The organism is Streptomyces sp. MA5143a (assembly GCF_900290235.1).
In the GTDB taxonomy this organism is placed as follows: Bacteria; Actinomycetota; Actinomycetes; order Streptomycetales; family Streptomycetaceae; genus Streptomyces.
This window is the reverse complement of the sequence record NZ_OLMK01000123.1, coordinates 23,492-36,866: the sequence shown is the minus strand read 5'-3', so window position 1 is coordinate 36,866 and position 13,375 is coordinate 23,492. Positions and strand designations below refer to the sequence as shown.

The following is a 13,375-nucleotide window of genomic DNA, read 5'->3' as shown; positions in this document are numbered from 1 at the left end:
GAGCATCAGGTCCTCCAACCACCTCGTCGGCCGTCCTTGTACGGCCGCCGATGCCGAGGCTCGTCGCCACGGCGCTCCGCGGCATCGGCCCGCGGGCCGCGGATCCGTCGGCCCCGGGGCGGAGTGACGACCCGTCCTTTCGGCCGATGCGCGGCACGCCGCGATCCCTAGGCTGAGAACCGTGCTCCGAGACGACCTGCGAACCCTGTGGACCGAACCCCGGCCGCCCGACGCGCCCGCCCGGGTGCGGCGGGACTGGGCGCTGCTCGCCGCGGGCCTTGCCGGTGTGGTGCTGGAGGCCACCCTGCGCGAGGACGTCGTGTGGCGGCCGGTGGCGGTGGTGTTCGCCGTGTGGCTGTGGCTGCTGCCCCTGTGGCGCCGTACCCGCCCGCTGGCGATGGTGACGCTGGCGTTCGGCTCGGTGGCCCTGCTCCAGGTGGCCTCGCTCGTCGCCGCACCGCGCGAGCCCGTCGGCCTGTACACCGGCACGGTCGTGCTCGTGCTGGTGTACGCGCTGCCCCGGTGGGGATCGGGACGCGAGACCGTGCTGGGCGGCGCGGTGGTCCTCGCGGTCGGCACGCTGTGTGTCGTCGCGGACGACACCCCGGTCGTCGAAAAGGTCGTGGGCCTCGTCTTCCTGATGTTGCCCGGCGTGGTCGGCGCTGCCGTGCGGTTCCGGGTGACCGCTCGCGAGCGGCAGGTGGAACAGGTGCGCTCCCGCGAGCGCGAGCAGCTCGCCCGGGAACTGCACGACACGGTGGCCCACCACGTGTCGGCCATGGTGATCATCGCTCAGGCGGGCCGGGTGCTCGCGGGCACCGACCCGTCCGCCGCCGTCGAGGCGCTGGAGGGGGTCGAGGAGGAAGGCGCGCGCACACTGGAGGAAATGCGCGCCATGGTCGCCGCGCTGCGCGACCGCGAGGTCGGCGCCGAGCTGGCGCCGCCTGCCGGAGTCGCGGATCTGGAGCGCCTGGTGCGCACCCCGGGTGGCCGCCTCAGGGTCGACCTGGGGCTCGACGGCGAACTGGACGCGCTGTCCCCCACCGTGGACGCGGCCGTCTACCGGATCGTGCAGGAGTCGGTGACCAACGCGCTGCGCCATGCGGTCGACGCGACCGAGCTCGTCGTCCGGGTCGCCGCGGAACGGCACACGGTACGGGTGAGCGTGCGCGACAACGGCCGGCGCACCGGCCGGGGTCGCGACGGATACGGACTCACCGGACTGCGCGAGCGCGCGACCCTGCTCGGCGGCACCCTACGAGCCGGCCCGGGTACCGACCGGGGCTGGCATGTCGAAGCCGAACTGCCGAGAGCGAGGAGCGAGCGCGGTGTCCATTCGCGTCCTCGTCGCTGACGACCAGACGATCATCCGCACCGGGTTGCGGATCATGCTGAACGCCCAGCCCGGCATCGAGGTGGTCGGCGAGGCCGCCGACGGGCGGGAGGCGGTGCGCCTGGCCCGCGAACTGCGTCCCGACGTCTGCCTGTTCGACATCCGCATGCCCGTGTTCGACGGGCTCGAGGCCACCCGGCTGATCGCCGGCCCGGGCGTCGCCGACCCGCTGGCCGTGGTCGTCATCACCACGTTCGACCTCGACGAGTACGTCTACGGCGCGCTGCGTGCCGGCGCCCGCGGATTCCTCCTCAAGGACACGGGACCGGACCTTCTGGCCCAGGCCGTACGGTCGGCGTCCGACGGTGAGGCGCTCATCGCGCCCAGCGTCACCGTCCGTCTGCTCCATGCCTTCTCGGATTTGCCCGCCGGCCGGCCCGTGGTCCAGCCGGTCTCCCCGATCACCGCCCGCGAGGAGCAGGTGCTCCTCGCCGTCGCTCGCGGGCTGACCAACACCGAGATCGCCGACGCACTGCACATCAGCCTCAGCACGGTGAAGACGCACCTGGCCAGCCTGATGGCCAAACTCGGCGCCCGCAACCGGGTCGAGATCGCGATGTGGGCCTACGAAACACGCCGTATCCTCCCCGGAACCTGAGCCGGGTGCGGGGCCATGCCCCTACGCGCCCCAGTGGAGTGGGGGGCGCGGGTGCGTCGGCGGGTGCGGGTACGTCGTGGTCTCTCGCGCAGTTCCCCGCGCCCCTGGAGGGCTGGGCCTGCGGCCCGCCCTTCTCCCTGAAAAGCACGGGGCGCAGCCCCGGCCGCTTTTCAGGGGCGCGGGGCGGTGACACTTGCGGCTCCGCCGCGCGGGCGCGACCAGCCCCCACCCACCCGCACCCGCCAACGACCCGCGCGCCCCCGAGCTATCAGGCGCCCCCTCACGGCCGCTCCCCCACCCGGTCCACCACCCCCCGCTTCAGGATCGCCTCCGACGACACCAGGTCCCCCACCCTCAGCGACTCGCAGTCCTCGTCCAGCGGGTTGAGGTTGACCGAGTTGAACGCCAGGAACGCCGACGTCCGCTCGTCGAAGAGCAGTTCGTAGCGGGACCGGCCCTGCCCGTAGTCGTTGAACCACCCCGCGAGCCCGACGGACACGCCCGAGCGGCCCACCGTGTCCCGCGCCCCCTCGTACACGGTCAGCCCGGGGATCCGGGCCAGCGCCCGGTACAGCGCGACCTCCGTCTTCGGCGGGAGCAGCTGCCCGGCCAGCAGCTCGGCGCCCTTCGCGAACGCCTTCCGGTCGGCGCGCTTGTCGCCGGCCTTGGGCTCCTTGCCGGCCTTCGCCCCGTACAGGTACCGGTACATGTCCTCGACCTCGTCGGGCAGTTCGTCCTCGGCCTGCCGGTAGGAGGTGATGAAGCCCTTCATGCGCGGCAGCACGTGGAGACGGCGATTGACGATCTCCCCGAACTTCTCTTCGCGGGCCAGCCCGACGTGCTTGCCGTCGGCCGACCTCCAGAACTCCTGGGTCCCGTAGGGATGCCCCTCCTTGGTGCCGTCGCAGTCGGACCTCATGAAGTCCTCGTCCATCTTCCAGTGGTAGTCCTCCTGCTTGATGTAGACGAACTGGTCGTCCTCGATCGTGGGCGGCTTCCGCTTGCCGACGGCCTCGGCGGCCCGCTCCAGCACCTCGGCGGCCCTCCGGTCGCTGAGGACGCCGCCCGAAGGGTCCCCCTTCTTCGGCACATTCGGCGCCGGGGGCTCGGCGATCACCGCGGAGCCGATGACGACGGCGACGGTCAGGGCGGCGGCCACGGCGGGCGCGGCGAAGGCGGGCCGCCGCCAGAGTGGCCGTACGTCCACCGGACGGGAGGTGTCGGCGCTCTCGGTACGGTTCTCGATCTCCCGCATCAGCTGCTCCCTCAGAACGCGGTGACGGCCCGGCGGCAACTCCCGCTCCACGGCGGCCGGAACGTCCGGGGAGGCCGGGGCCTGCGGGGAAGCCGCCGCGTCCGGCGAGGGCGAGGCGTCCGGTGGGGAAGGGATGTCGTGGGGGGACGGGTTGTCGTTCACTGGTTCCCCTCCTGGATGGGCCCGGCCACGGGAGTGTGGCCGCCTTGTGTCTGTCCGCGCCGGGCGGCGGGTTCCCCGGCGAGCGCCGCGGCGAGCTTCGCGCGGGCGCGGGAGAGGCGGGAGCGGACCGTGCCCACGGGAACGCCGAGCGCCGATGCCGCGGCGGCGTAGTCGAGGCCGCCCCAGGCGCACAGCGCGAGCACCTCGCGCTCGGGCCGCCGCAGCCGGGCCACCGCCGTGCGCACCGCCCGCAGGTACGCCGTGTCGTCGACCTTCCCGGCCACGTCGTCGGCGAAGTCCCGCACCGACTCGGGCCTCGGCAGCCGGGCCACGGCCGCGGCGTGCCGGCGCGCGGTGCGGCGGCTGTTGCGGGTCACGTTGGTGGCGATGCCGAGCAGCCACGGGCGCGGCGAACCGCCCTCACGGTCCAGCCGGTCCCGCAGCCGCCACGCCTCCAGGAAGGTCAGCGACACGATGTCCTCGGCCGTCGACCAGTCCCCCGTCAGCCGGAAGGCATGGTTGTAGACGGAACGCGCGTACGCGTCGAAGACCTCGCCGAAGGCCTCCGCGTCCCCGTCCCTGATCCGGGCGCGCAACGCGCTCCGGTCCCCCTGATTCGTCTCCACGTCATCCCCCTGTCCGTACACCGAAGGCCGGTTCCCGTGACCCACGTCACACAGGAACCGGCCTTCGGTGTACGGAGGATGCCCGGTCAGACGCCCGCGTAGGAGTGCTTGCCGCTGACGAAGATGTTGACGCCGTAGTAGTTGAACAGCCAGCAGGCGAAGGCGACGAGCGCGATGTACGCGGCCTTGCGGCCCTTCCACCCGGCGGTGGCGCGGGCGTGCAGATAGCCGGCGTAGGCGACCCAGGTGATGAACGACCAGGTCTCCTTGGGGTCCCAGCCCCAGTAGCGGCCCCACGCGTCGCCCGCCCAGATGGCGCCCGCGATGATCGTGAACGTCCACAGCGGGAAGACGGCGGCGTTGACGCGGTAGGAGAACTTGTCGAGGGACGCAGAGGCGGGCAGCCGCTCCATGACGGAGGTCGCGAACCGGCCCGGCCGGCCACCGCTCGCCAGCTTGCTCTCGTAGGAGTCCTTGAACAGGTACAGGATCGTGCCGACCGCACCCACGTAGAAGACGGCGCCGCAGAAGATCGCGGTGGAGACGTGGATGTACAGCCAGTACGAGTGGAGGGCGGGAACCAACTGGTCGCTGGCGGTGTACAGGACAGTGACGGCGAGACCGAGATCGAGGAGGACCGTGGTGATCAGTGGCAGGCCCAGCCAGCGCACGTTCTTCCTCAGCGCGAGCAGCACGAGGAACACCCCGACGGCCACGGTGGAGAAGGTGATGTTGAACTCGTACATGTTGCCCCACGGCGCCCGCTGCACCGACAGCGCCCGCGCGAGCACACCGGCCGCCTCGACGGCCCACGCCAGCACCGTGAGGGACACGGCGATACGGCCGTAGAGGTCGCCCTGCTCGTCACCGCCGTGGGCGCCCGGCCCGTCCGGCACGTCCCGCGCGCCGGCGGCGGCCCGTACGACGACCTTCGGCCGCTCCAGCACGGAGGTGCCCCCGGCCGACTTCACGGTCACCGAGGGCGCGGCCGTCTTCTTCGCCGCGCCGTCCTGGGCGGTGAGCGCGGCGGCCGTCCGGCCCACCTTGCTGCGGCTGCCGAACAGCCATTCGGCGATGTACGCGAAGAAGGCCAGCGTGTACACGGCCATCGCGGAGTAGATCAGCGTGTTGCTGATGCTCGCGAGATTCTCGTTGGTCGCGGCGGCGAGAGTCACTTCTCAGCCCCTTCGGCAGTGACGACTGGGGGTTCGGAGTCGGGGTCGGTATCCGGGTCGGGGTCGGGCGCGGTGGGGGCCTCGTCGTGGATCACGCCGGCCAGGTCGCCCAGCTCCTCCGGCACCTTCGCGGACTCGCTGCGGCCGAGGCCGGCCATCTCGACGACGGTCACCCCGTCGGGCCCGGCGACCGCGCGGACCCACACCCGGCGGCGCTGGATGAAGAGGGACCCGGCGAGACCGAGGATCGCGGCGATCGCGCCCCCGAGGGCCCAGCCGCTGCCGGGCTGCTGGGTCACCTGGAAGCCGGCCCACTCCTTGACACCGTCGAACGTGATGGTGCCCGCCCCGTTCGGCAGGGTCATGGACTCGCCGATCTCCAGGTTCTCCCGCACCTGCGCGCCCTTGGCGTCGCGGAACGCCTTCAGCTTCGACTTGTCGAGCTGGTACACGCTCTGCGGGAGACCCGCGTTGACCCTCAGGTCACCGTGGTACGGCGTCAGGTTCAACCGCGGGTTCAGCAGCGCGGGGAACTGCGAGACGACCGCCGAGTCCTTGCCGCCGTACGTCGGGAGGAAGAACGCCTGGATGCCGAGCTGGTCCCACTTGCCCTTGCCGTCGCGGTAGCCGTCCATCACCTTGATCGCGCCGGTGGAGGTGACGTTGGCGTCCAGCGGCAGCAGCGGCACCGCGTCCTCGAAGACGACCTTGCCCCGGCCGTCCTTGATGGTGATGACGGGCGCGTAGCCGTGGCTGACGAGATAGACCTTGGAGTCGTCGATCTCCAGCGGCTTGTTGACCTCGATCCGGGTGGTCTTCTCCTTGCCGTCCGCGCCGACGGCGTAGACGACGTTCGCCTCGAAGACCCGCGGGGTGCCCTTGTTGGGCCCGCTGGTCTCGTAGGTGCCCCGGAAGTCCTTGAGGTCGAAGCTGAACGGGTTGAGGTCGTCGGCGGAGAAGAGGTTGCCGGACTTGAAGTCGTCGTACTGCGGCAGGACGTTGGAGAACCCGTCGCCCTCGACGATCAGCTTGTTGCCCTCGGACTTGTAGAGCTGGCCCCAGGCGAAGGCGATGAGCATCACGATCAGCGCCAGGTGGAAGGCGAGGTTGCCGGTCTCCCGGAGGTAGCCCTTCTCGGCGGCGACCGCGTCCCCGGCGACATGCGCGCGGAACCGGCGCCGCTTCAGCGCCTTCAGCGCGACCTCGCGGACCTGCTCCGGGGTGGCCTCGGTGCGCCAGGTCGCGTACGCGGGCATGCGCGTCAGCCGCTTCGGGGCACCCGGCGGACGACCGCGGAGCTGGCCGACGAACTGCCAGGTGCGGGGCACGATGCAGCCGATGAGCGAGATGAACAGCAGGATGTAGATCGCCGAGAACCACACCGAGCTGTAGACGTGGAACAGCCCGAGCTTCTCGTAGACCGGCCCCAGGGTGTCGTGCCGCTTCATGAAGTCGGCGACCCGGGTCTCGTCCTGTCCGCTCTGCGGGATCAGCGAACCGGGGATCGCCGCGAGCGACAGCATGAACAGCAGCAGCAGCGCGACCCGCATGGAGGTCAGCTGGCGCCAGAACCAGCGGGCCCAGCCGATCACCCCGAGCTGGGGGACGTTGAGGGCGTCCTCCTGCGGGGCGGTGGACAGCCGCGAGCCGACGACGTCGAGTTCGCTGTCGTCGCGCTTGCCGGAGTCGGTCGTCGTCATTGGCTCAGATCCCAGGGGTGAAGCCGGTGGACCAGACCTGCATCTCCTGCACGATGCGGTCCCAGGCGCCGGTCAGCATGAGCACGCCGATGGTGATCATCATGCCGCCGCCGATGCGCAGCACCCACGCGTAGTGCCGCTTGACCCAGGCGAACGCGCCGAGCGCCTTGCGGAAGGCCACCGCGGCGAGCACGAAGGGCAGGCCCAGCCCCAGACAGTACGCCACCATCAGCAGCGCGCCGCGCACGGCGCTGCCCTCCTGCATCGCGAGGACGTTCACGGCGGCGAGGGTCGGGCCGATACAGGGGACCCAACCTATGCCGAACAGCGCACCGAGGAGCGGGGCGCCCACGAGCCCGGTGGCCGGCTTGGTGTGGAAGCGGAATTCGCGCTGGGTGAGCCAGGGCATCAGCCCCATGAAGAAGAGACCCATGAAGATCATGAGCCCGCCGAGCACCTTGTTCAGCACCTGCTGGTGCTCCAGCAGCGTCGTCCCGAAGTATCCGAACAGGGCCCCGCTGGAGACGAACACCGCGGTGAACCCGAGCACGAACAGCCCGGCCCCGGCCGCCATCCGCCCCTTGCGGGCGTCCGCGAGGTCGGTGCCGCCGACGCCGGTGACGTACGACAGATAGCCGGGGACGAGGGGCAGGACGCAGGGCGAGAAGAAGGAGACGAGACCGCCGAGCAGGGCGACCGGCAGCGCGAGCAGCAGGGCCCCGCTGGAGACGGTGTCGGTGAGGCCGGAGGCGTTGGTGGTGACGGCGGTGTTCAGCACGGTCGCGGTCGTCGTTCCCGGCACGTCACTTCTCCGCGAGGATCGGCTTGAGCATCTTGCGCAGCATTTCCTCGGTGAGCGGTGTCTGGGCCCGCGCCGCGAGCCTGCCCTCCCGGTCGACGACGATCGTCGAGGGGATCAGCTGCGGGTTGAGGGTGCCCTTCTCGAACCGCAGCAGCAGCTTGCCGGTGGGGTCGTACAGGCTCGGGTAGGTGACCTTGAACTCTTCCTCGAAGGCCTGCGCGGGACGGGTGCTGGTGTCGCGGGTGTTGATGCCGACGAACTGCACGCCCTGACCGGCGAGGTCCTTGGAGACCTGGACGAAGTTGGCCGCCTCCGCTCGGCACGGCGGGCACCACGAGCCCCAGACGTTCAGGACCACGATCTTGCCCTTGTAGGCGGAGGCCACATCGAGTTCGTCACCGTCGATGGTCTTTCCGGCGAGCTTGGGGGCGGTGGTCCGGTCCCCCTTCCGCACGGTCGCGATGCCGTCGGAGCCGGCCACGAAGCCGGTGCCGCCGCCACCGCCCTCGATGCCTCCGCCCGAACAGGCGGACAGCACCAGCGCCAGGGCGACGGCCCCGGCGGAGAGCAAAGCGGCACGACTACGGCTCGTACGGACACTCATGTGAAAAGTTTCGCATGCCCGTTTCGTCGACCTGCGGCGGGGTCGAGCAGCCCGCCCGGCCGTGCGTCAGCCGAGGTCAGGCGGCCGAGTCCGCCTTCAGGAAGCTCTTCCAGCCGCCCGCCGGCCGCTGCCCGACGCCGAGGGTCTGGAGCTTGGCGAGGACCTCCGGCCTCTGCGCGTCCATCCAGTCGACGAACTGCCGGAAGGAGACGATCCGGATCTCCCCGTCCTTGGCCTTCTCCTTGGCCCGTGCGATGTGCTTGAGGGCCCCCTCGACGGCGTCCATGTAGACCCCGCCGTTCCACTCCTCGAAGTGGTTGCCTATGAACAGCGGCGCCCGGTTCGTCTCGTACGCCCGCTGGAATCCGGCCACGTACGCGCCGGTGGCCTGGGTGCGGTAGGCCGGGTAGTTGGCGGGCGGGGCCTGGGTGGAGTTCTGGGACTGGTTGTACATGATGTTGTAGTCCATCGACAGGACCTCGAAGCTGCGGCCCGGGAACGGCACGGACTGCAACGGCAGGTCCCAGACGCCCTGCTTCTTCCCGGGCCAGACCTGGAGGCCGCCGGGCGAGGAGGAGTCGTAGCGCCAGCCCAGCTCGCGCGCGGTGGGGAGCAGGTTCTGCTGCCCGAGCAGACACGGGGTGCGTCCGCCGACCAGTTCCTTCTCGTAGTCGAAGGGCAGCGGGTCGAGGTCGGTCCAGCCGCTGTTCGTCTTCCACTCCGTCACGAACGACTTGGCCTGCTCTATCTCGCTGCGCCACTGCTTGGGCGTCCACTTGCCGACCGACCCGAAGCCGTCGCCGCAGAAGTGGCCGTTGAAGTGGGTGCCTATCTCGTGGCCGTCGAGCCACGCCGTCCGCAGGTGCCCCAGAGTCGACTTGATGTGCTCGTCGGTGAGGTAGCCGATGTCGGAGGCGCCGGGGGCGTTGTTCGGCGGGAGGTACTTGCGCTTCTTCGACTCGGGCAGGAGGTAGATCCCGGAGAGGAAGAACGTCATGTGGGCGTCGTGGTCCCGGCCCGCCTTCAGGAAGCGCTCGAAGAGGCCGTTCCCGACGTCGCCGGCGCCGTCCCAGGAGAACACCACGAACTGCGGCGGGGTCTCGCCCGGCTCCAACGGCCGCGGCTTCTCCGGCTGGTGGGGCTGCTTGCCGGTACGGGCGGTGGAACCGTCCCCGATCGGCGTCACCTTCTTCTTCGGCTTGCCCTTGCCCTTGCCGCCGCCCCCGGAGCCGCCGGCCTCGGCGGGCTCACCCCCGAGCCCCGTGCCGCAGCCGGTCAGACCGAGCCCAACGGCGGCACCCGCCCCGAGCCCGAGCACTCCCCTGCGCGAGATTTGGCGCATTGCGTCCCCCCTTGTTCAGGTCACGCCCTTCTTGACGTGAAGCACACCGTTTTAGAGGTCAGGGGAATCGCCGGGGTTCCGCCGATCTGGCACATATTGCAGAGCCTTTGACCGAAAACGGTTGTATGCGCCCTCCGTACGCCGCACACCGAAGCGCACGCCGGGGGCACACGCGGAGGCGCGCCCCCCGAACAGAAGAGCACGCCCCCTAGGACAGACGTACGGACCGCAAGGTTCCAGTTGATCAAGAGCAAGGGGACACGACTTGAGGAGAAGGGAAGAGGACGCCTCGGGGCTGCGGGGAACCGCACGTTACTGAGGGGCACGGGGAACTGCGTGACCAGCCACGACGGCCCCGCAGTCACCCACCGACCTCAGCCACCCACTCACCTCGGTCCCCCGCCCCCAGCGGAGCGCTCACGCTCCGAAGGCCTTGTCCTTGCCCTTCACCGGCTTGGCCCCCGCCAGCAGATGCGCCGGCACCAGATCCCGCGCCGGCTCGCTGTACCCCACCGACACGATCTTGTCACCCTGGTACGTGAAGGTCGTCAGGGAGGCCAGCGTGCACTGCCGCCGCCGCGGATCGTGCCACAACCGCCGCCGCTCCACGTACGACCGGACGATCCAGATCGGCAGCTGGTGCGAGACGAGCACGGCCTCGTGCCCGCGCGCCGCGTCCTTCGCCGCGTCCAGCGCCCCCATCATCCGGACGACCTGGTCGACGTACGGCTCACCCCACGACGGCTTGAAGGGGTTCACCAGGTGCTTCCAGTTCTCCGGCCGCTTCAGCGCGCCGTCGCCGACCCCGAAGGTCTTGCCCTGGAAGACGTTGTCGGCCTCGATGAGCCGCGCGTCGGTCGCGAGGTCCAGTCCGTGCGCCTTGGCGATCGGCGTGGCCGTCTCCTGCGCCCGCTCCAGCGGCGACGCCACGACGTGGGTCACGTCACGGGCGGCGAGGTGCTCGGCGACCCGGTCGGCCATCCGGCGCCCGAGGTCGGAGAGGTGGTACCCGGCGAGCCGCCCGTAGAGGATCCCGTCCGGGTTGGCGACCTCGCCGTGCCGCATCAGGTGGACGACGGTGATGTCACTCATGCTGCTGTGGCCTCCGCTGCCGCTCGCGCCGCCGCCGGGAGGGCGTCGGCGATTCTCTGGACCGCCTGCTCGTCGTGTGCGGTGGACACGAACCACGACTCGAACGACGACGGCGGCAGATAGACGCCCTGCGACAGCATCGAGTGGAAGAAGGCGTTGAACCGGAAGGACTCCTGCGCCTTGGCGTCCTCGTAGTTCCGTACCGGGGTCTCCGTGAAGAACACGGAGAACATGTTGGAGGCGTTCTGGAGCGTGTGCGCGACGCCCTCCTTGGTGAGCGCCTCCGTGACGAGCCCCTGGATCCGGAGGGACACCGCGTCGACGACGTCGTACGCCGCGTCGTCCAGCAGCCGCAGCTGCGCGAGCCCGGCGGCGGTGGCGACCGGGTTCCCGGAGAGCGTGCCGGCCTGGTAGACGGGCCCGGCGGGCGCGAGGTACGCCATGACGTCGGCACGGCCGCCGAAGGCCGCCGCGGGGAAGCCGCCGCCCATGACCTTGCCGAAGGTCATCAGGTCGGGGACGACCCCGTCGATCCCGTACCAGCCGGCCCTGCTGGTGCGGAAGCCGGTCATGACCTCGTCGGAGATGTACAGGGCCCCGTTCTCGGCGCAGACGTCCTTGAGTCCCTGATTGAAGCCGGGCAGCGGCGGTACGACGCCCATGTTGCCCGGGGACGCCTCGGTGATCACGCACGCGATCTCGCCGGGGTGGGCGGCGAAGGCGGCGCGCACGGCGTCGAGGTCGTTGTAGGGGAGGACGATGGTGTCGCCGGCCTGGGCGCCGGTGACGCCGGGGGTGTCCGGCAGCGCGAACGTGGCGACTCCCGACCCGGCGGCGGCGAGCAGCGAGTCGACGTGGCCGTGGTAGCAGCCGGCGAACTTGACCACCTTGGTACGGCCGGTGAAGCCGCGGGCGAGCCGGATCGCGGACATGGTGGCCTCGGTCCCGCTGGAGACGAGCCTCACCTGCTCCAGCGGCCCGACACGGTCGACCATCTCCTCGGCGAGCGCGACCTCGCCCTCGCCGGGGGTGCCGAAGGACGTACCGCGCGAGACGGCGTCCTGAACGGCGGCGATGACCTCGGGACGGGAGTGCCCGAGGATCATCGGCCCCCAGGAGCACACGAGGTCGACGTACTCACGGCCGTCGGCGTCGGTGAGGTAGGGACCGGTACCGGACACCATGAACCGGGGCGTACCGCCCACGGCGCGGAAGGCGCGCACGGGAGAGTTCACGCCGCCGGGCGTGACGGCCGCCGCGCGCTCGAAAAGAGTCTGCGAAACTGGGGCTTCGTACGGATAGCTCACACAGGCCATGGTGTCAGAGGCTCCGAAGATCCTGCCGACTGGTGTTTGCGCGCACGTTTCGGCGAGCGGTCGCGGGGGAGGTCACTGACACGATGATCGGGTTGCGCGGCGGGGATCACGTGGCCCAGAAATGCGTTCGGGTGGAGATATGCATCGCGGTGGCGGACTGGGCGACGGGACCGGTGACCTCGGCCCTCGTCGTGCCCGGCGGGGAAGGCACCGGCGCGACGCGGAGGAGACTGCGGAGACCCCACGACAGGAACGAGGCGGGTCCGGCACGTCCGGATCGACAGCCGCATCCGGCCCGAGCGGACTGGGTGGACTGAGCGGACTGCTGGGCGGGCTGAGCGGACTGGGTCGACCGGGCGGATCCGGTGGATCGAGCGGTTCGGCCGAGCAGGGCGGACCGAGCGGTTCGACCGGTTCGAGCACACCGACCGGCAGCGCGGGTGCGCCGTCGGACGGCCCCGGCGGTGCCGTCGGACCCGGCGCACAGGACAGCCCGAGCGGTCCTGGTGGCCCGGGAGCTTCCGCCGGACCGGATGGCCGGGACGCGACCGCGGACACCGGACCCACGGACCCCACAGGACCGACGAACGGACCGTCGGGCTCGGCGGGGCCCCTGCGCGGTCTGGGTCCGCTCGGCTCCCTGGGAGCGCTGGGCTCCCGGAGGCCGCGCGGCGGACAGGCAGCCCAGGGATCACAGGACGCGCGGCCGGCGTCGGGCGGGCGATCCGCGTCGGACGGCGGCGCGCAACCGCCTACGCCCCCCGGCCCCCCGTCGCAGCCCGCACTCGGCAGCGGCACCTCGCAGCCACCCCGGTCCCCCCAGTCACCTCTCTCACCTCCGCCGCTCCCCTCACCTCCCTCACCTCCCTCACCGCCGGCGCCCCAAGGGTCGCCGGGGTCACAGCCCCCGTACGGTCCACACGGCCCGCAGGGCGTGTACGGTCCGCAGGGTGCGCACGGCACATACGAGACCCAGGACAGGGCGAACCCGGCCGACGGGTCCGTCGGCATGCCCGGACTGGACGGAGCGAACGACCCGCAGCAGGAGGGTCCGCGGTTCTCACGCCGTCGGCGGGCCGCGCGCAACGGTTCCGACCGCGTCGAGGGCGGTTCCGACCGCGTCGAGGGCGGTTCCGACCGCACCGAGACCAGTTCTGACCGGCCGGAGAGCGATTCCGACCGACTCGAACGCGGCGGTGCCGACCGGATCCAGGGCGGTGGCCCTGAGCGGATCGGGCGGCGCAGCCGTATGGAGGGTATGGACCGTATGGATCGCGCCGAGCATGTGGATCGTGTCAATCGTGACGGGA

At 71.1% G+C, this 13,375-nt stretch carries 12 protein-coding genes; 2 read left to right on the top strand and 10 right to left on the bottom strand.

The features are described 5' to 3' along the window. The first annotated feature begins 181 nt into the window (after positions 1-181). Complete coding sequence (locus SMA5143A_RS39095) at positions 182-1,354, top strand: sensor histidine kinase (protein WP_107467543.1); 1,173 nt, start codon at positions 182-184, stop codon at positions 1,352-1,354. Continuing rightward, entirely contained in the window at positions 1,329-1,991 is a 663-nt protein-coding gene (locus SMA5143A_RS39090) for a response regulator (RefSeq protein WP_107467542.1), read from the top strand. Before SMA5143A_RS39095 ends, SMA5143A_RS39090 begins: the two co-directional genes overlap by 26 nt. A gap of 280 nt (positions 1,992-2,271) precedes the next feature. On the opposite strand, the gene SMA5143A_RS39085 is transcribed toward SMA5143A_RS39090, so the two are convergent. From SMA5143A_RS39085 to SMA5143A_RS43330, 10 genes are all read right to left on the bottom strand, one after another. Then, positions 2,272-3,408 (bottom strand): CU044_5270 family protein, encoded by a 1,137-nt coding sequence (locus SMA5143A_RS39085; protein WP_107467541.1) that lies wholly within the window; start codon positions 3,406-3,408, stop codon positions 2,272-2,274. Then, positions 3,405-4,034, bottom strand: coding sequence for an RNA polymerase sigma factor (locus SMA5143A_RS39080; RefSeq protein WP_375136600.1), 630 nt, complete (start codon positions 4,032-4,034; stop codon positions 3,405-3,407). The genes SMA5143A_RS39085 and SMA5143A_RS39080 overlap by 4 nt, the downstream gene beginning before the upstream one ends. Before the next feature lie 86 nt (positions 4,035-4,120). Beyond that, positions 4,121-5,209 (bottom strand): c-type cytochrome biogenesis protein CcsB, encoded by a 1,089-nt coding sequence (ccsB, locus tag SMA5143A_RS39075; RefSeq protein ID WP_107467539.1) that lies wholly within the window; start codon positions 5,207-5,209, stop codon positions 4,121-4,123. Continuing rightward, positions 5,206-6,909 (bottom strand): cytochrome c biogenesis protein ResB, encoded by a 1,704-nt coding sequence (resB, locus tag SMA5143A_RS39070; RefSeq protein WP_107467538.1) that lies wholly within the window; start codon positions 6,907-6,909, stop codon positions 5,206-5,208. Before resB ends, ccsB begins: the two co-directional genes overlap by 4 nt. 4 nt (positions 6,910-6,913) lie before the next feature. Beyond that, a complete protein-coding gene (locus SMA5143A_RS39065) occupies positions 6,914-7,684 on the bottom strand; it encodes a cytochrome c biogenesis CcdA family protein (protein ID WP_258193994.1) in 771 nt (256 codons plus the stop codon). Between the two features lie 28 nt (positions 7,685-7,712). After that, positions 7,713-8,315, bottom strand: coding sequence for a TlpA family protein disulfide reductase (locus SMA5143A_RS39060; RefSeq protein ID WP_181362233.1), 603 nt, complete (start codon positions 8,313-8,315; stop codon positions 7,713-7,715). Between the two features lie 76 nt (positions 8,316-8,391). Next, positions 8,392-9,657 carry a hypothetical protein gene (locus tag SMA5143A_RS39055; protein ID WP_107467536.1) on the bottom strand — a complete coding sequence of 422 codons (1,266 nt, stop codon included), beginning with the start codon at positions 9,655-9,657 and terminating at the stop codon, positions 8,392-8,394. A 417-nt stretch (positions 9,658-10,074) separates the two neighbouring features. Next, positions 10,075-10,749: a histidine phosphatase family protein gene (locus SMA5143A_RS39050; RefSeq protein ID WP_107467535.1), complete on the bottom strand. Its 675-nt coding sequence runs from the start codon at positions 10,747-10,749 to the stop codon at positions 10,075-10,077. Continuing rightward, positions 10,746-12,065 (bottom strand): glutamate-1-semialdehyde 2,1-aminomutase, encoded by a 1,320-nt coding sequence (hemL, locus tag SMA5143A_RS39045; protein WP_107467534.1) that lies wholly within the window; start codon positions 12,063-12,065, stop codon positions 10,746-10,748. Before hemL ends, SMA5143A_RS39050 begins: the two co-directional genes overlap by 4 nt. Positions 12,066-13,125: 1,060 nt before the next feature. Continuing rightward, positions 13,126-13,350, bottom strand: a complete 225-nt coding sequence (locus tag SMA5143A_RS43330) for a hypothetical protein (RefSeq protein ID WP_181362232.1) — start codon at positions 13,348-13,350, stop codon at positions 13,126-13,128. Positions 13,351-13,375 lie beyond the last annotated feature (25 nt).

Bases quoted from the DNA above. Each gene is read 5' to 3' on its own strand.
- resB (WP_107467538.1), bottom strand. From the start codon at position 6,909: ATGACGACGACCGACTCCGGCAAGCGCGACGACAGCGAACTCGACGTC.
- SMA5143A_RS39060 (WP_181362233.1), bottom strand. From the start codon at position 8,315: ATGAGTGTCCGTACGAGCCGTAGTCGTGCCGCTTTGCTCTCCGCCGGG.
- SMA5143A_RS39055 (WP_107467536.1), bottom strand. From the start codon at position 9,657: ATGCGCCAAATCTCGCGCAGGGGAGTGCTCGGGCTCGGGGCGGGTGCC.
- SMA5143A_RS39050 (WP_107467535.1), bottom strand. From the start codon at position 10,749: ATGAGTGACATCACCGTCGTCCACCTGATGCGGCACGGCGAGGTCGCC.
- hemL (WP_107467534.1), bottom strand. From the start codon at position 12,065: ATGGCCTGTGTGAGCTATCCGTACGAAGCCCCAGTTTCGCAGACTCTT.
- SMA5143A_RS43330 (WP_181362232.1), bottom strand. From the start codon at position 13,350: ATGCTCGGCGCGATCCATACGGTCCATACCCTCCATACGGCTGCGCCG.